This window comes from Phaeobacter sp. CECT 5382, assembly GCF_001457775.1.
GTDB lineage: Bacteria > Pseudomonadota > Alphaproteobacteria > Rhodobacterales > Rhodobacteraceae > Pseudophaeobacter.
This window is the reverse complement of record NZ_CYSG01000006.1, coordinates 124,970-149,962: the sequence shown is the minus strand read 5'-3', so window position 1 is coordinate 149,962 and position 24,993 is coordinate 124,970. Positions and strand designations below refer to the sequence as shown.

Below are 24,993 nucleotides of genomic sequence, written 5' to 3'. Positions count from 1 at the left end.
GAGACCTCCATGGCGCGCTTTCACGATCTCGAAGTCACCGATGTCCGCAAAACAATCCGCGATGCGGTAGTGGTCTCGTTGAAACCCACAAATGGCTCAGCTTCTGAGTTTGATTTCACCCAGGGCCAGTACCTGACCTTCCGCCAGGACTTTGACGGCGAAGAGCTGCGCCGCAGCTATTCGATCTGCGCCGGAAAAGACGACGGCATCCTGCAGGTCGGCATCAAACGGGTCGACGGCGGTGCCTTTTCGACCTGGGCCAATACCGAACTGAAGGTTGGCGACACCCTTGCAGCCATGCCGCCAATGGGCACGTTCTTTACGCCGCTGGATGCCACTGCCGAGAAAAGCTACCTCGGCTTTGCTGGCGGCTCTGGCGTCACGCCAGTGCTGTCGATCCTGAAGACCACCCTGGCGGCAGAGCCCAAATCCAGCTTCACGCTGGTCTATGCCAACAAAGGTGTAAACACGATCATGTTCCGCGAGGAGCTGGAAGATCTGAAAAACACCTATATGGGGCGCTTCAATGTGATCCATATTCTGGAATCGGATGCGCAGGAGATCGACCTGTTCACCGGTCTGGTCACCGAGGAAAAATGCGCGCAACTGTTTGAAAGCTGGATCGACATCAAATCGGTCGATACCGCCTTTATCTGCGGTCCGGAACCGATGATGCTGGGCATTGCGTCGGCCCTGCGTACAGCTGGTCTGGACGATAGCCAAATTAAGTTTGAACTGTTTGCCTCGGCCCAGCCAGGGCGTGCAAAGCGCAAAGTAAGCGCTGAAGATGCAGCCAGTGCTGGCAATCAGGCGACAGCAGCCATCACCCTCGACGGCGCCACCCAGACCATTCAAATGGGCAAGGATATGTCCATCCTGGACGCCGCCCTGGAGAACGCGATGGATGCGCCCTACGCCTGCAAGGCCGGTGTTTGTTCGACTTGTCGCTGCAAGGTGGTCGAGGGAGAAGTCGAGATGGTCATCAACCACGCGCTGGAGGACTACGAGGTCGAAAAGGGTTATGTGCTGTCCTGTCAGGCCTTCCCCATCACCGATAAGGTTGTCGTCGACTACGACCAGTAACGCGTTTCAGAGGTTCCAGAGGAAGGCTATTTCATGACCGAAGACATGAGCATCGAAAGTTATCTTGCCCAGGGCGGCATGCTGAGCAATCCCGCCAATGTTCCTCCGCGCTATCGCGCCGCCCTGCTGAAACTGATGGCGACCTTTGTGGATAGCGAACTGGCAGGCGCCGCTGGTTTCGCTGATATCATCAACGAAGGCCCCGGCATCAAGGCCCGTATCGCTGCCGCCAAGATCGTTCTGGAGAAAAGCGACAACGCGGATCGCGTGCTTGCGATCATGGGCGATTTCGGCGCCGACACCGAACGCTACGCCGATCACCACCCTTGGACTGCACGGCTGCAGCGCGACGCCGATATCGGCCAGAACCGCTCGGATCATGACATGCGGCTGGCCGTATTCAACTACCCAATCGAAGGCTGGGCAGATGCGGTGGTGATGAACCTGCTGATGGGGCGCGCCGTGGCGGTGCAACTGGCGGAGTTCTCGCTGGTTTCCTACCAGCCCCTAGCCGAAGCCTTTCGCGCCATCGCTCCGATCGAGGCCCGCCATGCTGAACTCGCTGAAGAGGGTTTGGAGCGCCTGATCGAAGAGGCTGGCAAGGACGGCCTGCAAGAAGCGATCGACTATTGGTGGCCCCGCGTGGCAGCCAGTTTTGGTGCCGAAGCGTCGGAGAAGTTCGAGGGCCTCAAAGCCATGGGCCTGCGCCGCACCCCCAATGGCGAGCTAAGAACCCGCTGGCAGGCCGAAGCAGGCGCAATTCTAAGTCGGCTCGGGCTCCAACCGGGCACCTGACGCCGCAGGTACTGACTGCCTGAATGGCCAGCGGCTTGAATTTACGCATGTACAGGGGACAGAAAACAAATCCTCCCGCCAAGGGCTACGCCCCTGTTGGGCCCAGCGCGCGCCTTGCGGCGCGCGCTGTTGCGCTTAAAGCCGATACTGTAGAGCCCAAGAGCTAGCCGACAAAGGTTTGGCAGCGCAAATGCGAATGCAGCCACCTTTTTAATACCTCATTTGCCACCTCTGCTTGACAGTCGGGCCGGTCCTGACCCTGACCAACTCAGGAGGCCGTTTCACCGATGCTCTCACTATGGATGACAACATCCGCTAAAAAGGTCTGGCCCTATGACCTTTTCCCTCCTAGTTTGCCCTGATGAAGTCAAAGGGGCACAGATCATGGCCGTAGGCAAAAACATTCGCACCTATTTCCAGGGCAGCTGGCATGACAGCGACCTGGCAGTTCTCAAGGCCGCAGATCATGCAATGTGGCTTGGCTCTTCGGTGTTTGACGGGGCGCGGCTGTTTGACGGGGTGACGCCGGATTTAGACCTGCATTGCGCCCGCACCAATGCCTCGGCCGAAGCCCTGATGATGAAGCCGACATTGCAGACCAGCGAAATGGTCGAAATCGCCCTGGAAGGCTTGCAGGGCTTTGCCCCGGATGCCGCCGTCTATATCCGGCCCATGTATTGGGCGACAGGGGGCGATGCGACTTTGATTGCCCCCGGCCCTGAAAGCACCGAATTTGCAATCAGCCTGGAAGAAATCCCCATGGCGACTGCGGCCACCAGCGCCACACTGACCCGGACCAGGTTTCGCCGCCCCGTGCTGGAGAATGCGGTTGTCAATGCCAAGGCAGGCTGCCTCTACCCCAATAATGCCCGCATGTTGCGAGAGGCCCGTGCCAAAGGATTCAGCAATGCGCTGGCGCTCGACGCCATGGGCAGTGTCGCCGAAACGGCGACGGCCAATATCTTTATGGTGCGTGATGGCGAAGTCTTCACGCCAATTCCCAACGGCACTTTCCTTGCCGGGATCACACGTGCGCGCCATATTAGGAACTTGCGTGCCGATGGGATCACCGTGCATGAAACCGTGCTTGGCTATCAGGATTTCGAAGCCGCGGATGAGGTCTTTATGTCAGGCAACATGAGCAAGGTGACACCGGTCACAGCTTTTGACGACACGCAATATCAGGTCGGGCCAGTGGCCAAGCGGGTGCGCGACCTCTACTGGGACTGGGCAGCGACTTCAGCCTAGACACCTCTGTCTTTTCGGGTTTGTGCGCAGACAGTGACCTGACCGCAAAATCCGGCTGGCAAAACCCAAACTGGCAAAATCCAGGCGACAGGCCCCTCCCGCCCGTCGCCATCGCATCAAAGATGCGATGCTTCCGTTGGGCCGGGCGCCGTGCAGAAGCACGGCGCGGTTGTCGCCCGGTCTCTGCCTTATCTTCATAAAAAACCTGTGCCGCCCCTGTCTTGCGAGCTCACGGTGCAGCCAGTAGCCCTGTGCAACGTTTTCCAGCCTGTGCCTTACTGTATCCCTCTACTGTGCGACTGGACGAAACAGCAAGACAGATCCCTTGGTTTGAGGCGGCGCAATCCTCTCGGGGAAACATTCGTTGTTGTTGCGCGCCCACGAATGCGCCATGATCTGCTTTGGAGCAACCAGAGGCCGAAAATGCGCAAATTCCTAGTTGTGCTGGATGACAGCCGCGAATGTCTGAATGCGATGCGATTTGCCGCCATGAGGGCGGCAAAAACCGGGGGAGGCGTCGCCATCCTTTCGGTCATCCCGCCAGATGATTTCAACCATTGGATCGGCGTCGGCGAAGTGATGCGCGAAGAGGCCCGCGAACGTATACACGCTCATTTCGAAGTCTTCGCCAAATGGATGCGTGACCGGCAGGGTGTCGACCCGGAACTGGTCATTCGCGAAGGCGATGCCGTTCCGGAGATCATGGCCCAGATCGAAGCGGACACCGAAATCGGCGTGCTTGTGCTTGGTGCCGGCAATGACCGCAAAGGCCCCGGGCCACTGGTGAGCCAGCTCAGCAAGTCCTCAGGCAGCCTGCCCGTACCGATCACGATCGTTCCGGGTGATCTTTCAAAAGAGCGCCTGGACGCGATCACCTAGCCAGTATGCATAGCCAGAGTGCATAGCCAGTGCACCCCATCGTGGGTTGATCGACCTGCATAGCAGCTGTCTTTCAGACAGTCCTTCTTCGGTCACCCCGAGCAGGATAGCCAGCCTTTCTGGGTTCAAGCCCCTTGCCGAAAGGCCCCAGTCGACAAGTCCAGTCGAATACCCAAGCCTAACGTCCGGGCCGAATGCTCAGACCTAAAGACCAAAAAATTCAGTTGCGCTGAAAGCTCCATCAACTTAGAATAATTCTAAACCTTAGCTTGGCACCGCTTGACTTGGCACCGCCTGAGGCGCATATCGCAAAGACATCACTTGGAGGCCCGAAATGTTTATTCAGACTGAATCCACGCCCAACCCGGCGACGCTGAAATTTCTGCCGGGCCAGACCGTCCTGGACGCAGGCACCGCAGATTTTGCCACTGCCGAAGCCGCTGCATCTTCGCCGCTGGCCACACGTATCTTTGCGGTATCTGGCGTCAGTGGCGTGTTCTTCGGCAATGATTTTGTCACCGTCACCAAGACAGATGCGATCGAATGGGACCATATCAAACCCGCTATTCTGGGCGCAATCATGGAGCATTACCAATCCGGCCAGCCCGTGATCAGCGCCGGGGGCGAGCAGGCCTCGGGTCATGCCGAACACAGCGGTGAAGACTCCGAAGTCGTGGACCAGATCAAAGACCTTCTGGACAGCCGTGTGCGCCCTGCCGTGGCGCAGGATGGCGGCGACATCACCTTTCATGGCTTTGATCGCGGTGTGGTCTATCTGCACATGCAGGGGGCCTGTGCCGGCTGCCCTTCGTCGACTCTGACCCTGAAAATGGGCATCGAAAACCTGCTGCGCCACTATATTCCCGAAGTGACCGAGGTGCGCCCCGTAGCCGTTTAAGCCGTCTTGCTGGCCAGATCACTCGCCACAGGCGGCCGGACACGGCCGATGCGCGCCAAGCCACCGGCCCTACAAAGGACTAATCAATGAGCAGTGAGCCTCTGGTTCTTGGCTTTGACACATCGGCCGCGCATTGCGCGGCCGCTTTGTTGCGCGGCCCTGCCGTTTTGGCCAGCCGCTTTGAAGAGACGTCACGCGGTCAGGCAGAGCGCCTGATGCCTATTCTGGAAGACATTCTCGAGGAAGCCGGGGTCAGCTGGGGCGCGCTTGATGCCATTGGTGTCGGGGTCGGTCCCGGAAATTTCACCGGGATCCGCATTGCTGTCTCTGCCGCACGCGGTCTGGCGCTGGGGCTGCAAATACCAGCCGTTGGGGTGAACGGGTTTGAGGTCCGCAGGGCACCGGGTAGCCTAGCCGCGATCCCTGCCCCGCGTGATCAGGTCTATGCTGCCCTGCCAGGGGAGGCGCCGCGTCTGATGCCCCTCCTCGAGGCGACCGATGCCGCCCGCGTCGCTGGGCTGACATTTGCGCCTGAGGCCTCTCCCGCAGATTTGGCCCAGCGCATCGCAGAGCTTGCAGCACAGCGCTATCCTGACACGACAAAGGCCCCGGCCCCGCTGTATCTGCGTGCCGCAGACGCCGCTCCTGCACGCGATCTGCCGCCACAGCTGATTGATGGCTAGCTCCGCCCTGCCTCCGCATGAGATGGCCCGCATCCATGCTGCGGCCTTCACCCAGTCCCGTCCCTGGAGCGCAGCGGAGTTTGCGGATCTTCTGAACAGCCCACTGATCTTTGCTGTCGGCGATGCCCGGGCATTTGCACTGGTGCGGGTCATCGCCGATGAGGCTGAACTTTTGACCATTGCCACGGATCCGCTACATCAACGTCAGGGTCTCGGGCGGATCATCATGGGCGCCTGGCAAGACCAAGCCCGCGCCCGTGGCGCAGAGGACGCTCTTCTGGAAGTTGCCGCTGACAACACCCCGGCACAGGCGCTGTATCTATCTGATGGATTCGCCTCCTGCGGGCGCCGCACAGGCTATTACAGCCGCAAGACTGCCCCTTCGGTGGATGCAATCGTGATGCGAAAGGCCTTACGTTAGGCCACCTGCGCGGATTTCGCACCGCTTGGTCAAAAAGCGGTTGACCCCCTGCCCGCGCAAAGGGCTAAATTGCCGCACCTTAAAACAATCCCTTGCCCGGTCGACGCGAGATTTTCGACGCGACATTTTTTCGGCCCGCGCAGGAATAACAAACCGGGAGTACCCTTATGACGCTGATGAAAACCCTGATGGGCGCCGCAGCCACCCTGGCGCTTTCTGCCGGAGCATCTCTGGCAGAGCCGGCGCTGATCTTTGACCTCGGCGGCAAATTCGACAAGAGCTTCAACGAAGCCGCCTTTGGTGGTGCTGAGCGTTGGGCAGCCGAGACCGGCAATTCCTTCCGCGAGATCGAACTGCAGTCGGAAGCCCAGCGCGAGCAGGCCCTGCGCCGTTTTGCCGAAGCGGGAGCCAACCCGATCGTCATGGCCGGTTTTGCCTTTGGGGATGCTCTGGGTCAGGTCGCAGGCGACTATCCAGACACCCGGTTTGTCATCATTGATATGGTCGTTGATGCGCCCAACGTCCGCTCTGTTGTCTTCAACGAGCACGAAGGCTCCTACCTGGTTGGCATGATGGCGGCAGAAGCCTCCAAATCCAACACCGTCGGCTTTATCGGCGGCATGGATATCCCACTGATCCGCAAATTTGCCTGTGGCTATGCTCAGGGCGTCATGGCCGCCAACCCCGATGCCAAGGTCATTGCCAATATGACCGGCACCACGCCTGCGGCCTGGAATGACCCGGTCAAAGGTTCCGAGCTGACAAAAGCACAAATCAGCCAGGGTGCTGATGTGGTATATGCCGCAGCTGGTGGTACCGGTGTTGGCGTGCTACAGACCGCCGCCGACGAAGGCATCCTGTCGATTGGCGTGGATAGCAACCAGAACCACCTGCACCCGGGCAAGGTTCTGACTTCGATGATGAAACGCGTCGATAATGCTGTTTTTGACGCATTCACCGATGGTGTCGACATGGAGACCGGCTTCTCTGTCATGGGTCTGGCCAATGGTGGCGTCGGCTATGCGCTAGACGACAACAACGCACCGTTGGTTTCCGCAGAAATGCAGGCCATGGTGGATGCAGCGGCTGCAAAGATCGCCACCGGCGAGATCAAGGTGCATGACTATATGTCCGACGACAGCTGCCCCTCGCTGAGCTTCTGATGCAAATGCCCCAGGCCATGACAACGTGTCTTCATACTTTGTTTTCGGCCTGGGGTGACCCGTTGCCCGAGACGCGCGCTGCTAAAACCGATGCAGTGATCGGGCACAATTTTTACTATTCCGATCCAAATGCGCCAGACCCAATACAGGGGCGCGACGCCTATCTGGACTATATCGCCCAGTTTGCAGCGAGGATGCCCGGTGCCGCAGCCGAAGTGGTTGCACTCAGCAGCCATCACGGCCACCTGCGCGCCACCGTGGATTTTTCAAAAGACGGCCAACGCATGATGCGCGGGCAGTATTTTGGTGACTTGGCAGACGGAAAACTGCAACGTGTGATTGGATTTACAGGCATGGGAGAGCCCAATTGACCGCCCCCGCCATCGAACTTAAAGGCATTTCAAAAGCCTTTGGTCCCGTTCAAGCAAATAAAGACATCTCGATCAGCGTCGCGCCCGGCACCATCCACGGTATTATCGGGGAAAACGGCGCTGGAAAATCGACCCTGATGAGCATCCTCTACGGCTTTTACAAAGCCGACAGGGGCGAAATCTGGATCAACGGCAAACAGACCGAAATCCCCGATAGCCAGGCTGCAATCGCTGCCGGCATCGGCATGGTGTTCCAGCATTTCAAACTGGTGGAGAATTTCACCGTGCTGGAAAACATCGTCCTTGGTGCCGAAGACGGCGGGCTGCTGAAGCCCTCGTTGGCAAAGGCGCGTAAGACCCTGAAACAGCTGGCTGCGGAATATGAACTGAACGTTGACCCCGACAAACGCATTGATGAGATCGGCGTTGGCATGCAGCAGCGGGTCGAGATCCTGAAAGCGCTGTACCGCCAGGCCGATATCCTGATCCTGGATGAACCCACTGGCGTTTTGACCCCGGCCGAGGCGGATCAATTGTTTCGCATTCTGGACCGTCTGCGTGCAGAAGGCAAAACCATCATCCTGATCACCCACAAGCTGCGCGAGATCATGGAGGCCACAGACACCGTTTCGGTGATGCGGCGCGGGCAGATGACGGCAACGGTAAAAACCAAAGAGACCAGCCCGGAACATTTGGCAGAACTGATGGTGGGGCGCAAAGTCCTGCTGCAAGTGGATAAAATCCCCGCCAAACCCGGCAAGCCTATTCTTGAAATCGAAAAGCTGCGGGTGGTGGATGAGGCCGGTGTTGAACGGGTCAAAGGCATTGATCTGACCGTGCGCGCCGGTGAAATTCTCGGCATTGCCGGGGTTGCGGGCAACGGCCAGTCAGAACTGCTCGAGGTGCTGGGCGGCATGCGCCCCGGCGAGGGTGCGATCCGGCTCAATGGCGCTGCGCTGCCCATCCACGGCGCAGGCTCTGATGCCCGCGCCCGCCGTGCCGCCCATGTCGCCCATGTCCCCGAAGACCGTCAGAGCGAAGGCCTGATCATGGACTTTCACGCCTGGGAAAACACCGCCTTTGGCTATCACCATGCGCCGGAATACCAAAACGGCCTGCTGATGGATAACGCGGCGATCAGGGCGGATACTGAAGCAAAGATGCAGAAATTCGATGTGCGCCCGCCTGATCCGTGGCTGGCGGCCAAGAATTTCTCGGGCGGCAACCAGCAGAAAATCGTGGTAGCCCGCGAGATCGAGCGCAACCCGGACCTGTTGCTGATTGGTCAGCCCACCCGCGGCGTCGATATTGGCGCCATTGAATTCATTCACAAACAGATCGTCGAGCTGCGCGACCAGGGCAAAGCCATCCTGCTCGTCTCGGTCGAGCTGGAAGAGATCCTATCGCTGGCCGACCGGGTGGCGGTGATGTTTGACGGCATGATCATGGGTGAACGCGCCGTTGATCAGACCGATGAAAAAGAGCTGGGCCTGTTGATGGCCGGCGTCGCGGGGGAGGCCGCGTAGATGGAAAAAATGCCTAAATGGGCCGATGTAGTGCTGATCCCGCTGATCAGCCTGCTCCTTGCGGCTGCCCTTTCTGCTTTGGTGATCCTGGCCATCGGTGAAGATCCGGTTGCAGCCGTAAAACTCATGGTCGATGGCGCTTTGGGGTCAAGCTATGGCTGGGGCTATACGCTGTATTACGCCACCAATTTCATGTTCACCGGACTGGCGGTCGCCGTGGCGGCCCATGCGGGGTTGTTCAACATCGGCGGCGAAGGTCAGGCCATGTTGGGCGGGCTCGGTGTCGCCGTGGTCTGCCTGTTCATTCCCTGGCCGCACTGGTCGCTGGCGCTGATCTTTGCCGCCCTAGGGGCCGGCCTGTTTGGTGCCGCCTGGGCCGCTATTCCTGCCTATCTGCAGGCCAAACGTGGCAGCCATATCGTCATTACCACCATCATGTTCAACTTCATCGCAGCCGCCGTGCTGAACTATGTGCTGGTCAATGTGCTGCGCCCCGAAGGCTCGATGGATCCGGCAACGGCCCGCTTTCCCGAAGCCGTTCATCTGCCCTCGCTGCACGAACTGCTGGCACCACTGGGCATTGCTTTCTCAAAATCGGCCCCCGCCAATGTCAGCCTTGTCGTCGCGGTTGCTGCCTGCATCTTTGTTTGGTTGCTGATCTGGCGCACCCCGCTTGGGTTTGAGATCCGCGCCTTTGGCAAATCCGAAGCCGGTGCCCGCTATGCCGGGATTTCGCCAATCAAGATCACCATGATTGCCATGCTGATCTCCGGCGCTTTGGCAGGCATGATGGCCACCAACAACGTCATGGGCGAGGCAGAACGCCTGGTACTCAACTCCACCGAAGGAGCCGGTTTCATTGGCATCGCCGTGGCGCTGATGGGGCGCAATCACCCCTTTGGCGTGTTTCTGGCCGCCATCCTGTTTGGCTTTCTCTATCAAGGCGGGGCGGAACTGGCGCTCTGGACCAAGATCCCGCGCGAACTCATCGTGGTTATTCAAGCGCTGGTGATCCTGTTTACCGGCGCGCTGGATAATATGGTGCGGATGCCGCTTGAGCGGATCTTCCTGGCCCTGCGCAAGGAGACCCGCTGATGGATTTCCTCACTCTGATTCAGGTGCTGGACAGCACTGTACGTCTGGCGACCCCGCTTCTGCTGGCCTGTCTCGCCGGACTATACTCCGAACGCGCCGGCATCTTTGACATCGGCCTTGAGGGCAAGATGCTGATGGCGGCCTTCTTTTCAGCAGCCGTTGCTGCCGTTACCGGCAATGTCTGGCTTGGCCTTTTGGCCGGGATCGCCTCGTCGCTTTTGTTGTCAGGGCTGCACGGGCTGGCCTCGATCACCTTTCGAGGCAACCAGCTGATCTCGGGCGTGGCAATCAACTTCCTTGCAGCGGGCCTCACGGTACTGATCGCGCAGGACTGGTTTCAGCAAGGTGGCCGCACACCATCATTGCTGACCAGCGGACGCTTTGGCCCGATCACCTTGCCCTTTACCGACAGCCTTGCAGGGGTGCCCATCCTTGGGCCGATCTATTCGGAACTGCTGTCCGGGCATTCCATCCTGGTCTATTTCGCCTTTCTGGCCGTGCCTGCAACTTGGTGGATCCTGTACCGAACCCGGTTTGGCCTGCGCCTGCGTGCCGTTGGAGAAAACCCCGCAGCGGTAGATACAGCCGGAGTTTCGGTCATTGGCCTGCGCTATGCAGCGGTCGCGATCTGTGGGGTTCTGTGTGGCATCGCCGGTGCCTATCTGGCCACCGCGCTGCAGGCGGGTTTTGTCAAAGACATGACGGCGGGACGCGGGTTCATCGCCTTGGCAGCACTGATCTTTGCCAAATGGCGCCCCTGGCAGGCCATGGGCGCCTGCCTGCTGTTTGGCCTGCTTCAGGCCGTGGCGCTGCGGTTCCAGAATATTGAAATCGGCCCCATCGTGGTACCTGTACAGGTCATGGATGCCTTGCCCTATATCCTGACCGTGGTGATTCTGGCGGGTTTTGTCGGCAAGGCCGTGCCGCCAAAGGCCGGCGGCGAGCCCTATGTAAAAGAACGCTAGGCTGCCACCACCTGAGCTGGTTCGTGAAAATCCTCCCGTGCTGGCTTTGGCGGCGCGGGAGGGTTTTCAGTCAAGCGCGCATTCCTACGCGATGATTAAGCGGCGACGAATGAGACCTGTTTTGCGACAAACGGCTTGCCCGATCCACAGTCGGCGACTGTTGCGATAAGTCCAGTTTCCCTTTTCAAATCAGTCCTGCGTGCTGCAAGGCGGCATCGCCAGTTGATTTTGTTGTGACGCTACGCTCTAACAGAAATATGCAAATCTACCTCCCCATCGCCGAAGTCTCGGTCAACGCTTTCCTTCTTCTGGGACTCGGAGGGATCGTTGGCATTCTTTCCGGCATGTTCGGGGTCGGCGGCGGCTTTCTGATGACGCCCCTGCTGTTTTTCATCGGCATCCCGCCGGTGGTCGCAGTTGCCACCGAGGCCAACCAGATTGTCGCCTCATCCTTTTCCGGGGTCTTGGCACATTTCCGAAGGCGCACGGTCGACATCAAGATGGGGATGGTGTTGCAGGTCGGCGGCCTGATTGGTGCCGCACTCGGCGTTGTGGTCTTCAACTACCTCAAAAGCCTGGGCCAGGTCGATTTGCTTGTCACCCTGTGCTACGTGGTCTTTCTGGGCGTCGTTGGCACCTTGATGTTCATCGAGAGCCTCAACGCCATGTTCAAATCCAAGCGCGCAGGCGGTGCTCCGGCTCCACGGCGGCAGCGTGGCTGGGTTCATGCCCTGCCCTTCAAGATGCGGTTTCGCACATCCGGGCTTTATATCTCGGTCATCCCACCGATCCTCGTTGGCGTCGTGGTTGGTATTTTGGCGGCGATCATGGGGGTCGGCGGCGGCTTCATCATGGTGCCTGCGATGATCTATATCCTTGGTATGCCGACAAAGGTGGTTGTCGGCACCTCGCTGTTCCAGATTATTCTGGTCACCGCTTTTACCACCATGCTGCATGCCACCACCAACTATACAGTCGATATCGTACTGGCGGTTCTGCTGCTGATCGGCGGCGTCATTGGTGCGCAGATCGGCACCCGTATCGGCGTCTATCTCAAGGCCGAACAGCTGCGCATCCTACTGGCACTGATGGTGATGGTGGTCTGCGTAAAACTGGGTCTGGACCTTCTTTTGATGCCCTCCGAGCTCTATTCGCTCGGCGCCGCAGGAGGGCATTGATCATGATCCGTTCTCTGTTGCTTTCCCTGTCCTTTGCTATCCTTCTGCTGACATCAGCTCCCCCCGCACAGGCCGCTACTCAGGCCGCTACTCAGGCAACCACCGAAGAAGTCGTGCTTGGCCTCAGCCAGGATCGCGTCGCCATTACCGCAAATTTTGATGGCTCCGAGATCCTGATCTTTGGCGCTGTCAAACGCGAAACCCCCATTCCCGAGGGCGATCCCTTGCAGGTCATCGTCGCCGTATCGGGACCAAACTCCCCCGTCACGGTTCGGCGCAAGGAAAAGAAACTGGGGATCTGGGTCAATACCGACAGTGTTCTGGTCGACTCTGCGCCCAGTTTTTATGCCATCGCCACAAGTGCGCCCTTTAACGAGGTGATCTCAGCCACCGAGGACCTGCGCTATCGTGTGTCCATTGCCCGCGCCATCCGGTCTGTTGGTGCCGCCATGCATATACGCGGTGCACAGGATTTTGCTGATGCCGTGGTCCGCATTCGCGAAGACGAAGGCCTTTATTCACTGCGTGAAAACACCGTCGCTGTAGATCAGCAGACCCTGTTTCGCAGCGCGATCGAGATGCCAGCCGACCTGACCGAAGGCCATTACACCGCCCGCATCCTGTTGACCCGTGCAGGTCAGGTGGTCTCAAGTTTCGAGACCGATATCGATGTGCGCAAGGTGGGACTGGAACGGTTTCTCTACGCTATGTCGCGCGAACAGCCCTTTCTCTATGGCCTGATGTCTCTGGCGATCGCCATTGCCGCTGGCTGGGGCGCCTCCGCCGCCTTCCGCCTGCTGCGCAACAATTAAACTCCAGGCTCCTGACCTTTCTTCCGCCCGCACCTGTTTGAAGTGAAGTCCCTGTTTGCTGTGGGGTCAAGGGCCGCCTGTGGCGGCCGCGCCTAGGCGCGGTTCACCCTTGAGGCCATATCAAACAGAAAACAATTGGGGCGGCCCTGATCGGGCAGACTGCCTGATCAGGGCCTCTCAGCAGATCTTCCTGTTACGCCGTGCAAAGCACGGCGCCCGGCCCAACGGGGTGAAATGCCCAAAGGGCTTTGAAGCCGGGCGGGAGCACCCGCCCAATTGCGGATCAGCCGCGACCGATAAAGGGCATCTTGGTGGCCATCACCGTCATGAACTGCACATTGGCCTCCAGCGGAAGCTCCGCCATGTGCAGCACGGATCGGGCCGCATCTTCCACCGCAAAGCTCTGCATTGGTTCCGCTGCCGGAACTGTCGCTGCCTGACGCGCGCTCAGCTCTTCCACCATGGGGGTGCGGGCATTGCCAATATCGATCTGACCACAGGCGATGTCAAAATCGCGCCCGTCCAGCGACAGACTGCGGGTCAGCCCGGTGATCGCTGCCTTGGTGGCCGCATAGGGGGCCGAATTCGGTCGCGGCACATGCGCGGCAATGGACCCATTGTTGATGATCCGGCCACCTTGCGGGTTTTGCCGCCGCATTTGGCGAAACGCCGCCCGCGCCGCCAGAAACATCCCGTTGAGGTTCACATTGACCGAGGCATACCAATCCTCCAGCGAGATCTCGTCAATTGTGCCTGCCGCTGTGAAAATCCCGGCATTGTTGAAAAGCACATCCAAATGCCCCGCCTGCATGGCGAACTGATTGACCGCGTGATCCACCGCTGTGGCATCCGTCACATCCGCCGGCAGCACCATGGCATTGACATGTCCCATCGCAACCTCTTCCAGGATGGTCTGACGACGTGCCAGAAGTCCGACCTGCCAGCCCTTTTCCAAGAACAGCTCGGCCACCGCCCGGCCAATACCGGAACTGGCGCCAGTGATCAGGATTGATTTGCTCATAGCGGAGCCTCCTCTTGCACTTCCAGGGTCAGCGCCGCTGCAGGTGCGGCTTTCAGATCATCGACCCGCAGCGGGCCGGTCGGTTTCGACAGCCGATTGCGCACCACCCAGATCAGGCGCTCCTGCGCCCGGGTGATGGCCACATAGGCCAGGCGTTTCCACAGCGGCTGACCCGCCTCGACCCGCCCCATGCGGGCAGCGGCATAGATATCCGGAGCAAAGACCTGTGTGGTATCCCACTGTGAGCCCTGCGCCTTGTGGATTGTCACTGCAGCACCATGCAGAAAAGTCGCTCCCATGCGCGCCGCAAAGGGAATAAACGGCTCTTCCTCGTCCGGCTTTTCAATCTTCACGATCGACGCTGCTGAGACCTGTGGATCTTCGGCCCCCATCACATGCAGGCGGGAAAATCCTGGCTTGCGCCCGGGCCCGAGGTAGATCACCTGTGCGCCCTTGATCAGCCCACGCGCCTCCAGATCGAGGCGCTTTTTGCGGTGCTTCATTGGCAGCTCGATCCCGTCGCAGATCAGCGGCTCCCCTTCGACAAGTGCGTCCTCCGGCGCGCCATGTACGGCGCGAAAGGCATTGATCAGCCGAATGCGAGTGGCATTACGCCAGACCAGAACCGGGCTGCGCGCCATCAGATCGACCTCGACCCGCTGCCCCCAGACCACCCGTTCGTCGCGCTGGGCGGTGTCTTCGATCATGCGTTCAAAGTCTTCGAACCCCAGTGCCGGATCGGCCAGCGCATGGGCGAGATCCAAGATCGGGTTGTCTGCCTCTTGCCGATGGACCCGGTGCAGCACCAGCTGACGCGGCGCTGGCAGGGTTTCAAACACCATGGATCCGGACTGGTTCACCGGCGCCAGCTGAGCTGGGTCGCCAAACAGCACCAGGTTGGGAAAGATCTCTTTCAGGTCTTCGAACTGGCGGTCGTCCAGCATCGAGGCCTCATCGACAAAGCCGATATCCAGCGGATCGTCGCGTCGCTTCCAGCCCGTGATAAAATCGGACCCGCGCAGCCCGGCCGCGGCCAGCGCACCCGGAATGGATTTGTTGTTGGCATAGAAAGCGGCTGCCCGTGCAAGTGCTTCCTCGCTGAGGCCCTCGATCTCGGGGGCATCGCCATTGCCGGTCAACCACTCGGCGATACGTTCATATTCGGGGTCATAGACTGGCGTATAAAGGATACGGTGAATGGTAGTAGCAGGCACGCCGCGCAGGCGCAGCACGCTGGCCGCCTTGTTGGTCGGTGCCAGAATGGCAAGACTGCGCCGTCCGGTTTTTTTGCGGCTTTCATAATCGCCCGAGACCACCTCGACGCCGGACTGTTCCAGCGCCTTGTAAAGCTCTGCCAGCAAAAGCGTTTTGCCTGATCCCGCCTTGCCAATAACCGCCATGACCCCGGCCTCGCCCTGTGGCGGCTGCAGCAACCCGTCTTCCATATCGACGCCAGCCTGGCGCAGCAGGGATGCGACACTGTCAAAGGCAACAGCCTGATCATCAGAGAATTTCACGGTCATATCTGTCATGGCGCGACCCTACAGGGGGCGGGTCGGCTGCGCCAGAGCAACCGGCCCTCCCGTTACAACCTTCATGCCTGATCTTCAGGCATGAATTTGGACATCAGCCAGTCATGCGCATCGGTGTCTCGGCCTTGGCACCGCCAAAGGAGAGATCAAACCAAAGTTGTGAAACCTCTGGCGTGATCCCGGCCCGCTGGGCCACCCGCTGATAGCTGTCGGGATCGTATTCCCACAGACCAAGGCTGATCTGATCCCGCCCGGATCCTGAACTGCTAATCACCTCCGGGCTGAAACCCAGGCTGCGATAGATCCGCACCATGCGACGATCAAAGACACCGGCAAAATGCGCGACCCCCAGATTGCGCATGATCTCGAGCCCGGCAAGCGTCAACGCGCCTGCCACATTGCCAGTGGCCTCACGCGCCAGGCAGAACCGGGTGCATTCCCAGATCAGCGGACTGCTGATCGGGTTGCCACCGGTAAGTTCGCCAAAGACCTCATTTACCATGACAGGGCCGGTTGTAGGCAAGAACCGCATCGAGCCGCCATGACTGCCATCTGGCATTTCCCAGATCACATAAAGTGGATCCAGGGCATCATACTGATCGCGCTCCTCCCCATTTGGGTCGATATTCACATCCCACCCGAGACGGGTTCTGAACTGGTCCGCCCGGTCGGTGAACATGGAGTGTGCCAGATCAGAGAAAGCGTTCAGGTCATGAGCATAGATATAACGAAGCATTGCATTAGTCCCCTTTTGCTAGAAATGCAGGGGTAGCCTACGCTCGCAAAGCGAGTCTGCCCAAGGCGCATGCGCAACCCCTGGGTTTTAACTAAGGCTTAATAAATGCAAATTTTTGAAACCGGCCGCTAGACGATTATGATGCCACAACTAATTGCCCGTGCAATCGCATGGGTGGTGTTCAGTGCGCCCAGCTTAAACCGGGCGCTTTCGATATAGACGCGCAGAGTGTGCTCGGAAATCGACAGTGTTTTGGCCACCTGCGCCCGGCTATAGCCAATCGCAAGCAGTGTCAGCGCATCGATTTCGCGCGGCGACAGCGGCTGGGCATGATCGGGCGCTCGGTCAGGTTCGAATTCCAGCGCCTTGCGGTTGAAGTAATGCCCCATCAGAATCAAATCGCGGCTGTGTTCTTCGGTGAACCGTTCCCAGGTTTCGTCGTCACAGTTGTGGCTGACCGAAAACAGGGCGAACTGGCCATTGGGACCGCGAATTGGAATGGAGTAGCCCTGATTGCCAACCCCATGGGCCAGCGCATCCTTCAGAAAGTCCCGCGCCGGCTTTGAAGACCAGTCCAGGCGCTTCCAGTCCACCGGGTGAAAGCGCTGATAGCAGCCCGCCACGACCGGATCGATCCGGGTGTAATTCTTGGTTTGGTATTGTTCGGTCCAGGCATCAGAATAGGTGCCGAAATAATAGTGGTCTCCGGCGCTGTCGACCCAATGGTACATGGCATGGTCGATCCCAAAAACCGAGCAGATGCTATCAATGATATCTTGCAACCCCGGAAGGGTTTTCGTGGCATCCAAAGCCTCGAGAATTTTGTCCAGATCTGCTTGTTTTGCCATTGGATCACGCGTCAGTTTCTTTGGAAGAAACGCGGTAGAACGCGCCCAACCCGCAGGTTGACGCGAGACCTGCTCCCCCATCATCCCAGCTCTTGTGCAGTGTACGACCACTTTACGTCAACGGTATCCTGCACTTTACAGACATCTTTTCCTCATATCCGGGGATGAAATGGCCGATACCTCGCGTCACGGTTAACGCATCGTGAAAATTCTACCGCCTTTCCCCTCCCTCCCCATATCTGGTGAGGGAGGCTGCGGTAAGCTCGTGAAAATCATGCCAAGCCAAAACAGCAAAGGGCGGCACGAATCAACTAATGTTGCCTCGTGCCGCCCAATTTCATGTCGCATCGGTGGGGGATGGTCCCCCGTGAACAGTTATTACTGACCGGCTTCCAGAACTTCTTCCAGGGTGCGCAGGCCAGTCTTTGGGGCCTGTACCAGCACCGACATATTGCCTGGCTTGTGCTCGTTGCGCAGCATCTTCATGTGCGCATCAGGCAGGTCCGCCCAGGAGAACACTTCCGACATGCAGGGATCAAGGCGACGCTCGACCATCAGCTTGTTTGCGGAGGCCGCCTGTTTCAGGTGTGCAAAGTGCGAACCCTGCAGACGCTTCTGGTGCATCCACATGTAGCGTACATCAAAGGTCAGGTTGAAACCGGAGGTCCCGGCGCAGATCACAACCATGCCGCCTTTTTTACAGACGAAAGTCGAAACCGGGAATGTTGCCTCGCCGGGGTGTTCAAACACCATGTCGACATTGTTGCCCTTGCCGGTGATTTCCCAGATCGCAGCGCCAAATTTGCGCGCTTCCTTGAACCAGGCGGCATATTCCGGCGTGTTCACGGTGGGCATTTGGCCCCAGCAATTGAAATCACGACGGTTCAGCACGCCCTTGGCGCCCAGCCCCATGACAAAGTCACGTTTGCTTTCGTCCGAGATCACGCCGATGGCATTGGCACCAGCGGTGTTGATCAGCTGGATCGCATAAGAGCCCAGACCACCCGACGCGCCCCAGACCAGAACGTTCTGACCGGGCTTCAGATCATGAGGCTCATGACCAAACAGCATCCGGTAGGCGGTCGCCAGTGTCAGGGTGTAACACGCACTCTCTTCCCAAGACAGGTGCTTGGGCCGTGGCATCAGCTGCTGCGCCTGCACACGAGTGAACTGGCTGAACGAGCCATCTGGTGTCTCGTAGCCCCAGATCCGCTGGCTGGGGGAATACATCGGATCGCCACCGTTGCATTCTTCGTCGTCGCCATCATCCTGGTTGCAGTGGATCACCACTTCGTCGCCGATCTTCCAGCGCTTTACCTTGTCACCAACGGCCCAGACGATGCCCGAGGCATCCGAGCCTGCAATGTGATAAGGCTGCTTGTGACCATCAAAGGGGCTGATCGGTTTACCCAGGGCAGCCCAGACGCCATTGTAGTTGATGCCGGCTGCCATCACCAGAACCAGCACATCATGGCTGTCGAGCTTTGGCACTTCGACCACTTCCTGCAGCATCGCAGTATCGGGTTCACCGTGGCGTTCCTTGCGGATCGCCCAAGCGTACATGTTCTTGGGCACATAACCCATGGGGGGCATCTCACCGACCTCATAGAGATCTTTTTCGGGAGCCTCGTAAGACAGGGGTCCGTTTTGCGTGTCCAGAGCCATGGTGGCCTCCTTTATCAAGCGTCTTTGCCGCAGTGCAGAATCGCGGCTGTCCTCTGATGGATAAAAATCACGGAGTAATATTGCAACCCCCTTTGGGGTCATATTGTAATTTTATGACCTTGCAAGTGCAGAAAAACTCTTAGCGACCGCAGCAAAATCACGTTTCTTCCGCCACCAGAACGCTATCAGGCACCAGATGTGCAATGGAATTGGCATAAAAAGCCAGCAGGTCGCGCTTTTCTGTAACTGGCAGGTAGAGCCCGCCCTGACGACTCACCATGCCTCGCTTCAGCAGAATACGCAGCGCAGCCTCGCCGGCGTAGGCCAGGCTCGCCCGCGGATGATGCACCGAGGCATTGGCCATTTGTTCTCCCAAAGCCCGCATCCGGTGCTCCAGCGCGGCGCTGCTCATGCTGCCATGCCGCAAGAACAGCCAGGCCGCCATCGGCACCGGCAGGACCGGCACGGCTTCTCCGATGCGCGACATCAACTCCTGCCCAAGATCCTGCGACAGGCTCTGACTTTGGCTTTCGGCGCGGGAAGCGGCAAAATCCTGCAGGCTCAGCGGGCGGCCAAAGTTCACTGCGGCATAGCCAAAGCGGTGATAGCGCCCCGTCATCCACAGCCATAGCTGACGCAGGATCTTGGCCATGACCACACCAATACGCGCCCTGAAGCGGCGTTCTCCGGCACGCGCCGCCGAAGTCAGGATCTTGTCCTCGAGCACCCAGTCGTAGTTCAAGGCCACCGGGACAAAGACCACATCCCGTTGATCAGGATCCGTTGCCCGGCGCTGACCGCCCAAAGGCGCGCCAGCTTCAACGATATACTTGAGCAGCCCCAGGCGTGGCTCAGCCAGAGCACCATCCAGGCTCAACCCGCCTTCGGGAAACATCGCCTGAGTTGCTCCCCCTTGGGCTGCCAGCCGCATATAGGCCGCCAGGACCCGCCGGTAGAGGTCATTGCGGGACTTGCGCCGAATGAAATAGGCCCCCATCGCCCGGATCAGACGCGACAATGGCCAGACGCGGGCCCATTCGCCCACTGCATAGGAAAGGGCCGAGCGGCGCGCCGCGAGATAGGTCACCAGCACGTAATCCATATTGGAGCGATGGTTCATCACAAAAACCAGGGTCGCATTGGGGTCCAGCCTGCGCAGCGCCTCCTCGTCCTGATAGCCCAGTCGCACCCGGTAGATCGTGTTCGACAGCCAGCGTGCCAGACGGATCGCAAAGCTGAAATAGGCAAAGGCAGAGAACGACGGCACGATTTCGCGCGCATAGCGCCGAGCCTGCTCAAAGGCGACGTTGTCCGGAATGCCTTCGGCAGCAGCATGGGCCGCGACTGCGCGGGCCACTTCGGGGTCATAAATCAGGCGTTGGATCATGTCATAACGGCGCGCCAGCTTGAAAGGCTCGATCGGGCGCTCCAGCTTCTGATTTAGCCGCGCCACCGCCCGCTCCAGCCGACGACGAAAGAACCAGCGCACCGAGGGAAACAGGAAATGCGACGCAAAGGTGACCGCTGCAAACAGGAGGATCAGCACAAAGAGCCATAAAGGGAGTTCAATTGTTTCACGCATCCCCGGCACTTTGGCAGCAAAGTCGCGATGCGGCAATTCCTGCGCTCTGGCATCTTCACAGGTCAGCGCCCTCACGGCAGCTCAATGCCCAGGTCGATGCCTCAAACTGGCACATAGGCCCTCCGGTCAGAAGCATTTGCCGCAACGCAGCGAATTGACACCGGTGTAAAATTGCAGTCTAGATCAGCGCAACGAAATATTATTACCGACCCAGAATCGTGAGGCCCGCCATGTCGCAGATGCAGAATGACCGCAAAACAGACCGCCCCTGGCTGATCCGGACCTATGCCGGCCACTCCACTGCTGAGGCATCGAATGCACTGTACCGCGCCAATCTGGCCAAGGGTCAGACCGGCCTTTCGGTGGCTTTCGACCTGCCCACCCAAACCGGTTATGACAGTGACCACGTTCTGGCCCGCGGCGAGGTGGGCAAGGTTGGCGTGCCCGTCGGCCATCTTGGCGATATGCGCAGCCTGTTCGACCAGATCCCGCTGGAACAGATGAACACCTCGATGACCATCAACGCCACAGCCCCCTGGCTGCTGTCGCTTTATATTGCGGCGGCCGAAGAACAGGGCGCCGATGTCAGCAAACTGCAGGGCACGGTTCAGAATGATCTGATCAAGGAATACCTGAGCCGCGGCACCTATATCTGCCCGCCCAAGCCGAGCCTGAAGATGATCGCGGATGTGGCCGAATACTGCTACACGAATGTACCCAAGTGGAACCCGATGAACGTCTGCTCCTACCACCTGCAAGAGGCAGGTGCCACGCCGGAGCAAGAGCTGGCCTTTGCACTGGCGACGGCACAAGCGGTTCTAGACGAGCTGAAGCCGCGTATTGCTCCTGAGGATTTCCCGGCATTGGTGGGGCGGATCTCGTTCTTTGTGAATGCCGGCATCCGCTTTGTCACCGAGATGTGCAAGATGCGCGCCTTTGTCGATCTCTGGGATGAAATATGCCGCGACCGGTATGGCGTTGAGGATCCTAAATTCCGCCGCTTCCGCTACGGGGTGCAGGTGAACTCGCTGGGCCTGACCGAGCAGCAGCCAGAAAACAACGTCTACCGCATTTTGATCGAGATGTTGGCGGTGACCCTGTCGAAAAAGGCCCGCGCCCGGGCCGTGCAGCTGCCCGCCTGGAACGAAGCACTGGGTCTGCCGCGCCCCTGGGACCAGCAATGGTCGATGCGGATGCAACAGATCCTTGCCTATGAAACAGATCTTTTGGAATACGAAGACCTGTTTGAAGGCAACCCGGCCGTCGGCAAAAAGGTCGAAGCCCTGAAAGAAGGCGCCCGCGCCGAGCTCGCCAACCTGCAATCCATGGGCGGCGCCGTTGCCTCGATCGAATACATGAAATCACGGCTGGTCGACTCCAATGCCGAACGCATCAACCGGATTGAGCGCAACGAGACCATCGTTGTCGGCGTCAACAGATGGACCGAGGGCGAAGCCTCGCCACTGCAGACCGAAGATGGCGGCATCATGGTGGTCGACCCCGCCGTAGAACAGCAACAGATCTCGCGTCTGAATGACTGGCGCGCCAGCCGCGACAATGATGCGGTGACCGCCGCTCTCGCCGATCTGCGCGCTGCAGCCCGGTCTGGCGCCAATATCATGGAGCCTTCGATCGCGGCCGCCAAAGCCGGTGTAACAACGGGCGAATGGGCCGAAGAAATGCGCAAGGTTCACGGCACGTATCGTGGTCCGACTGGCGTTTCGGGGTCGCCCTCGAACAAGACCGAAGGTCTGGATGACCTGCGTGAGGCCGTCAACTCCGTCAGTGACCAGCTCGGCCGCCGGTTGAAATTCGTCGTTGGCAAGCCGGGTCTGGACGGACATTCCAATGGCGCTGAACAGATCGCTTTCAGGGCCCGTGATTGCGGCATGGACATCACCTACGATGGCATTCGCATGACCCCTGAAGAACTGGTTGCCCAGGCTCTGGAAGACGACGCCCATGTTGTAGGTCTTTCGATCCTGTCCGGCAGCCACCTGCCGCTTGTCGAAGATCTCATGCAGCGGATGAAAGAAGCTGGTCTGAGTCATATTCCGGTCATTGTTGGCGGCATTATTCCAGATGAGGATGCAGAAAAACTACGCTCAATCGGCGTTGCACGGGTTTATACGCCAAAAGATTTCGAGTTGAATTCAATTATGGGTGACATTGTTGATTTGGCAAAGCACCCAAAGATTGCAAGTTAGCGTGTTTTTCTAAAAAAATTCACATTAATTGCAGAATAGGGATGAAACTCTCCGTCTCTTTGGGCATGAATAGAAAACGCGCTACGTTATGGAGTGCGTTTTCTACAATTGGAGTATCAAAATGAGCCTCGACCTTTCAGCCATGTCCCGAAAAGAGCTTCTTGAGCTGAAAGACGGCATTGAAGACGCCCTGAAAGCAGCAGAACAGCGGGAACGTAAAGAAGCAATTAAAGCTGCCGAAGAAGCGGCGGCTAAGTATGGTTTCTCTCTGGACGAAATTGCGGGCCTTCAGCGCGCTAGTGGGAAGAAACAAAAAGCGGCAGCAAAATACCGTAACCCCCACAACCCAGAGGAAACTTGGAGCGGGCGCGGGCGTAAGCCGCACTGGGTGCATACCGCACTGACTTCTGGTATGGATATCTCTGAACTGGAAATCTGATTCCGGCAGTGGAGAAAACGCATGACCATTCATATAGGCGCTTCAAAAGGTGACATTGCTGAAACTGTTCTAATGCCTGGCGATCCTTATCGCGCCAAATGGGCGGCTGAGAACTTTTTGCAAGATGTGCGCCTGGTGAACGAAGTGCGTGGAATGCTGGGCTACACCGGCAATTGGAATGGTCATTCCGTTACGATACAGGGCAGCGGCATGGGAATGCCCTCCCTTTCCATTTACGCCAATGAATTGATCCGCGATTTTGGTGCTAAAACACTTATCCGGATTGGCTCCTGCGGCGGGATGCAGCCGCAGGTTAAACTGCGTGATGTGATTCTGGCGATGACAGCAACAACCCTCGGCTCCCCCTCGCAAAGTATATTCAAGGAATTGAATTTTGCCCCCGCTGCCGATTGGTCTTTGCTGCAAGCCGCAGCTGTGGCGGCCCAGTCCCGCGACATCGGCACGCATGTCGGCGGCATCTATTCTTCCGACACGTTTTACGATGAACGCCCAGACCTGAACGAACAGATGGTGCGTCACGGTATTCTTGGCGTCGAAATGGAAGCCGCTGAGCTCTATACGCTGGCGGCGCGGTACCAATGCCGTGCGCTGGCGGTTCTCACCGTTTCAGATCACCTCGGCACTGGCGAGGCTCTGCCCTCAGATCAGCGCGAACGTAGTTTTGGCGATATGGTCGAGATTGCATTGGAAGCGGCCTTCGCCTAGCCAATTTCCTTGACTTCGACACTGTGCAAGCGGCCCTGGTCAAGCGACCCAGGAGCCGCTTTTCTTTTGCGCGTTGCCTAAATCCCTGACTTTTCCGGCTGGGCCAGTTCTTTCCTTTGAACGGTGCCACAGCGCGCCGTTAGGCGCGCTGCCGGGCCCAAGGGGGGCTGCGCGTATCTTTGATGCGCCCGCCCCGCGCGGGAGTTCCCCGTTTTCTCGTTGGTAGTGCCTTAGCGGCCGTGACTGCCGTCATATCCATTTGTCGCGGGGCTCTGCCAATCTTGCAAAGCCCCCTCTTCGGGGGCAAAGACCTCCACCAGCATCGGATGGCAAGAGGCGGTATCGCTGGAATGCTCTGATGAGCAATCACCGCCTGGGCAGGCGCTCAGCGCACCCAGCAGAGGGATTTCAGCAAAGAACTCCAGATAATCTCCCGGTCGCACCGGGCTGGCCTTCATGAAATACTGGCCCGTATCACGCGTAAACCCGGTGCACATGAACACGTTGAGCACGTCATGCACATAGGGTTCTGCCTCCGCCAGGCTGATACCCTTGTGATCCGCAAGCGCCCGAGTCAGGTTTGAATGGCAACAATGGTGGTATTGGCTGCCTGCCAGCAGATTGCCGGTATAGGGGTCACAGCGAGTTCCAATCACATCGTGTACAGATCCACCGAATTCATCGATGCCATACCAGCCCAGCGTGTCCTCGATGATGGTCGCCATGGGCCGCATCGTCGGGAAGCTCGTCCACATCTGCTCTCCCGTAGTGATATGGGTGCCGTGCAGCGCGCGGGTCTTGCCAGAATAGAACCGTTCAGTCAGGTCCTCGCAGTTCCACAAGTTGAGATCCCCAACCTGCGGTCCTTCGATGGATGAAATTCGGAAAAAATGCCCGGCAGGCACCTCAAAACAAGCCGCATCCCGCGCGGGTACCTGCACCTCTGCGGTTTTGATCGCGCCCTGCCGCGCCATCCTGTAGAGATCCAGATCCGGCTTTGGCAAGGTTTCGTTGGGATAGCAAATCACCGGCTTTATGGCACGACGCGCTGCCGCATCGGCAGGCGCCGGACAAGAGGCCTGAGACGGGCTGGGAACCTGAGACATGGGAAAACCTTCCT

Annotated in this window: 24 protein-coding genes; 17 read left to right on the top strand and 7 right to left on the bottom strand. The window is 58.7% G+C overall.

Going from position 1 to position 24,993, the window contains the following annotated elements; genetic code table 11:
* Window positions 1-9: 9 nt before the first annotated feature.
* The 14 genes from paaE (at window position 10) to PH5382_RS08675 (ending at window position 13,117) form a co-directional block, all read left to right on the top strand.
* A complete protein-coding gene (gene paaE, locus PH5382_RS08740; RefSeq protein WP_058333982.1) occupies window positions 10-1,083 on the top strand; it encodes a 1,2-phenylacetyl-CoA epoxidase subunit PaaE in 1,074 nt (357 codons plus the stop codon).
* Window positions 1,084-1,116: 33 nt separating this feature from the next.
* Window positions 1,117-1,878, top strand: a complete 762-nt coding sequence (locus tag PH5382_RS08735; protein WP_058333981.1) for a Phenylacetic acid catabolic protein — start codon at window positions 1,117-1,119, stop codon at window positions 1,876-1,878.
* Window positions 1,879-2,262: 384 nt separating this feature from the next.
* Window positions 2,263-3,126, top strand: coding sequence for a branched-chain amino acid aminotransferase (locus PH5382_RS08730; RefSeq protein ID WP_058334055.1), 864 nt, complete (start codon window positions 2,263-2,265; stop codon window positions 3,124-3,126).
* Window positions 3,127-3,549: 423 nt separating this feature from the next.
* Window positions 3,550-4,005, top strand: a complete 456-nt coding sequence (locus PH5382_RS08725) for a universal stress protein (RefSeq protein WP_058334054.1) — start codon at window positions 3,550-3,552, stop codon at window positions 4,003-4,005.
* A gap of 334 nt (window positions 4,006-4,339) precedes the next feature.
* Window positions 4,340-4,903: a NifU family protein gene (locus PH5382_RS08720; RefSeq protein ID WP_058333980.1), complete on the top strand. Its 564-nt coding sequence runs from the start codon at window positions 4,340-4,342 to the stop codon at window positions 4,901-4,903.
* An 86-nt stretch (window positions 4,904-4,989) separates the two neighbouring features.
* Window positions 4,990-5,586 (top strand): tRNA (adenosine(37)-N6)-threonylcarbamoyltransferase complex dimerization subunit type 1 TsaB, encoded by a 597-nt coding sequence (gene tsaB, locus PH5382_RS08715; protein WP_058333979.1) that lies wholly within the window; start codon window positions 4,990-4,992, stop codon window positions 5,584-5,586.
* Complete coding sequence (locus tag PH5382_RS08710; RefSeq protein ID WP_231751832.1) at window positions 5,579-6,007, top strand: GNAT family N-acetyltransferase; 429 nt, start codon at window positions 5,579-5,581, stop codon at window positions 6,005-6,007. Before tsaB ends, PH5382_RS08710 begins: the two co-directional genes overlap by 8 nt.
* Window positions 6,008-6,174: 167 nt before the next feature.
* A complete protein-coding gene (locus PH5382_RS08705) occupies window positions 6,175-7,170 on the top strand; it encodes a BMP family lipoprotein (RefSeq protein ID WP_058333977.1) in 996 nt (331 codons plus the stop codon).
* A gap of 17 nt (window positions 7,171-7,187) precedes the next feature.
* On the top strand, window positions 7,188-7,541 hold the full coding sequence (locus tag PH5382_RS08700; RefSeq protein ID WP_058334053.1) for a nuclear transport factor 2 family protein: 354 nt from the start codon (window positions 7,188-7,190) through the stop codon (window positions 7,539-7,541).
* A complete protein-coding gene (locus tag PH5382_RS08695) occupies window positions 7,538-9,067 on the top strand; it encodes an ABC transporter ATP-binding protein (protein WP_058333976.1) in 1,530 nt (509 codons plus the stop codon). The genes PH5382_RS08700 and PH5382_RS08695 overlap by 4 nt, the downstream gene beginning before the upstream one ends.
* Window positions 9,068-10,162: an ABC transporter permease gene (locus tag PH5382_RS08690; RefSeq protein WP_058333975.1), complete on the top strand. Its 1,095-nt coding sequence runs from the start codon at window positions 9,068-9,070 to the stop codon at window positions 10,160-10,162. It abuts the gene before it with no gap.
* Window positions 10,162-11,127, top strand: coding sequence for an ABC transporter permease (locus tag PH5382_RS08685; RefSeq protein WP_058333974.1), 966 nt, complete (start codon window positions 10,162-10,164; stop codon window positions 11,125-11,127). Before PH5382_RS08690 ends, PH5382_RS08685 begins: the two co-directional genes overlap by 1 nt.
* A gap of 257 nt (window positions 11,128-11,384) precedes the next feature.
* Entirely contained in the window at window positions 11,385-12,305 is a 921-nt protein-coding gene (locus tag PH5382_RS08680) for a sulfite exporter TauE/SafE family protein (RefSeq protein ID WP_058333973.1), read from the top strand.
* Window positions 12,306-12,307: 2 nt separating this feature from the next.
* Window positions 12,308-13,117, top strand: coding sequence for a TIGR02186 family protein (locus PH5382_RS08675; protein WP_156414869.1), 810 nt, complete (start codon window positions 12,308-12,310; stop codon window positions 13,115-13,117).
* A gap of 283 nt (window positions 13,118-13,400) precedes the next feature.
* On the opposite strand, the gene PH5382_RS08670 is transcribed toward PH5382_RS08675, so the two are convergent.
* The 6 genes from PH5382_RS08670 to PH5382_RS08645 all read right to left on the bottom strand — a co-directional run bounded on the left by PH5382_RS08670 (window position 13,401) and on the right by PH5382_RS08645 (window position 20,501).
* Window positions 13,401-14,138 carry an SDR family oxidoreductase gene (locus tag PH5382_RS08670; RefSeq protein WP_058333972.1) on the bottom strand — a complete coding sequence of 246 codons (738 nt, stop codon included), beginning with the start codon at window positions 14,136-14,138 and terminating at the stop codon, window positions 13,401-13,403.
* Window positions 14,135-15,670, bottom strand: coding sequence for an ATP-dependent DNA helicase (locus PH5382_RS08665; protein ID WP_058333971.1), 1,536 nt, complete (start codon window positions 15,668-15,670; stop codon window positions 14,135-14,137). Before PH5382_RS08665 ends, PH5382_RS08670 begins: the two co-directional genes overlap by 4 nt.
* A gap of 94 nt (window positions 15,671-15,764) precedes the next feature.
* Window positions 15,765-16,406: an acyl-homoserine-lactone synthase gene (locus PH5382_RS08660; protein ID WP_058333970.1), complete on the bottom strand. Its 642-nt coding sequence runs from the start codon at window positions 16,404-16,406 to the stop codon at window positions 15,765-15,767.
* A 128-nt stretch (window positions 16,407-16,534) separates the two neighbouring features.
* Window positions 16,535-17,254, bottom strand: coding sequence for a helix-turn-helix transcriptional regulator (locus PH5382_RS08655; protein WP_058334051.1), 720 nt, complete (start codon window positions 17,252-17,254; stop codon window positions 16,535-16,537).
* 378 nt (window positions 17,255-17,632) lie between these two features.
* Window positions 17,633-18,919: a crotonyl-CoA carboxylase/reductase gene (gene ccrA, locus PH5382_RS08650; RefSeq protein ID WP_058333969.1), complete on the bottom strand. Its 1,287-nt coding sequence runs from the start codon at window positions 18,917-18,919 to the stop codon at window positions 17,633-17,635.
* 157 nt (window positions 18,920-19,076) lie between these two features.
* A complete protein-coding gene (locus PH5382_RS08645; RefSeq protein WP_058334050.1) occupies window positions 19,077-20,501 on the bottom strand; it encodes a 1-acyl-sn-glycerol-3-phosphate acyltransferase in 1,425 nt (474 codons plus the stop codon).
* Between the two features lie 230 nt (window positions 20,502-20,731).
* On the opposite strand from PH5382_RS08645, the gene PH5382_RS08640 reads away from it, so the two are divergent.
* From PH5382_RS08640 to deoD, 3 genes are all read left to right on the top strand, one after another.
* Entirely contained in the window at window positions 20,732-22,708 is a 1,977-nt protein-coding gene (locus PH5382_RS08640; protein ID WP_058333968.1) for a protein meaA, read from the top strand.
* Between the two features lie 121 nt (window positions 22,709-22,829).
* Window positions 22,830-23,147 (top strand): H-NS histone family protein, encoded by a 318-nt coding sequence (locus PH5382_RS08635; protein WP_058333967.1) that lies wholly within the window; start codon window positions 22,830-22,832, stop codon window positions 23,145-23,147.
* A 21-nt stretch (window positions 23,148-23,168) separates the two neighbouring features.
* Complete coding sequence (deoD, locus tag PH5382_RS08630; protein WP_058333966.1) at window positions 23,169-23,873, top strand: purine-nucleoside phosphorylase; 705 nt, start codon at window positions 23,169-23,171, stop codon at window positions 23,871-23,873.
* Between the two features lie 230 nt (window positions 23,874-24,103).
* Here deoD and PH5382_RS08625 read toward each other — a convergent pair whose 3' ends face one another.
* Entirely contained in the window at window positions 24,104-24,979 is an 876-nt protein-coding gene (locus PH5382_RS08625) for an urea carboxylase-associated family protein (protein WP_058333965.1), read from the bottom strand.
* Between the last annotated feature and the right edge of the window lie 14 nt (window positions 24,980-24,993).

Coding starts and splice junctions, on each gene's coding strand:
- PH5382_RS08655 (WP_058334051.1), bottom strand. CDS start 17,254: ATGGCAAAACAAGCAGATCTGGACAAAATTCTCGAGGCTTTGGATGCC.
- paaE (WP_058333982.1), top strand. CDS start 10: ATGGCGCGCTTTCACGATCTCGAAGTCACCGATGTCCGCAAAACAATC.
- PH5382_RS08635 (WP_058333967.1), top strand. CDS start 22,830: ATGAGCCTCGACCTTTCAGCCATGTCCCGAAAAGAGCTTCTTGAGCTG.
- PH5382_RS08720 (WP_058333980.1), top strand. CDS start 4,340: ATGTTTATTCAGACTGAATCCACGCCCAACCCGGCGACGCTGAAATTT.
- PH5382_RS08645 (WP_058334050.1), bottom strand. CDS start 20,501: ATGCGTGAAACAATTGAACTCCCTTTATGGCTCTTTGTGCTGATCCTC.
- PH5382_RS08640 (WP_058333968.1), top strand. CDS start 20,732: ATGTCGCAGATGCAGAATGACCGCAAAACAGACCGCCCCTGGCTGATC.
- PH5382_RS08680 (WP_058333973.1), top strand. CDS start 11,385: ATGCAAATCTACCTCCCCATCGCCGAAGTCTCGGTCAACGCTTTCCTT.
- PH5382_RS08685 (WP_058333974.1), top strand. CDS start 10,162: ATGGATTTCCTCACTCTGATTCAGGTGCTGGACAGCACTGTACGTCTG.
- PH5382_RS08700 (WP_058334053.1), top strand. CDS start 7,188: ATGACAACGTGTCTTCATACTTTGTTTTCGGCCTGGGGTGACCCGTTG.
- PH5382_RS08730 (WP_058334055.1), top strand. CDS start 2,263: ATGGCCGTAGGCAAAAACATTCGCACCTATTTCCAGGGCAGCTGGCAT.
- PH5382_RS08665 (WP_058333971.1), bottom strand. CDS start 15,670: ATGACAGATATGACCGTGAAATTCTCTGATGATCAGGCTGTTGCCTTT.
- PH5382_RS08675 (WP_156414869.1), top strand. CDS start 12,308: ATGATCCGTTCTCTGTTGCTTTCCCTGTCCTTTGCTATCCTTCTGCTG.
- PH5382_RS08625 (WP_058333965.1), bottom strand. CDS start 24,979: ATGTCTCAGGTTCCCAGCCCGTCTCAGGCCTCTTGTCCGGCGCCTGCC.
- PH5382_RS08710 (WP_231751832.1), top strand. CDS start 5,579: ATGGCTAGCTCCGCCCTGCCTCCGCATGAGATGGCCCGCATCCATGCT.
- PH5382_RS08670 (WP_058333972.1), bottom strand. CDS start 14,138: ATGAGCAAATCAATCCTGATCACTGGCGCCAGTTCCGGTATTGGCCGG.
- PH5382_RS08690 (WP_058333975.1), top strand. CDS start 9,068: ATGGAAAAAATGCCTAAATGGGCCGATGTAGTGCTGATCCCGCTGATC.
- PH5382_RS08660 (WP_058333970.1), bottom strand. CDS start 16,406: ATGCTTCGTTATATCTATGCTCATGACCTGAACGCTTTCTCTGATCTG.
- ccrA (WP_058333969.1), bottom strand. CDS start 18,919: ATGGCTCTGGACACGCAAAACGGACCCCTGTCTTACGAGGCTCCCGAA.
- PH5382_RS08705 (WP_058333977.1), top strand. CDS start 6,175: ATGACGCTGATGAAAACCCTGATGGGCGCCGCAGCCACCCTGGCGCTT.
- tsaB (WP_058333979.1), top strand. CDS start 4,990: ATGAGCAGTGAGCCTCTGGTTCTTGGCTTTGACACATCGGCCGCGCAT.
- PH5382_RS08725 (WP_058334054.1), top strand. CDS start 3,550: ATGCGCAAATTCCTAGTTGTGCTGGATGACAGCCGCGAATGTCTGAAT.
- PH5382_RS08735 (WP_058333981.1), top strand. CDS start 1,117: ATGACCGAAGACATGAGCATCGAAAGTTATCTTGCCCAGGGCGGCATG.
- deoD (WP_058333966.1), top strand. CDS start 23,169: ATGACCATTCATATAGGCGCTTCAAAAGGTGACATTGCTGAAACTGTT.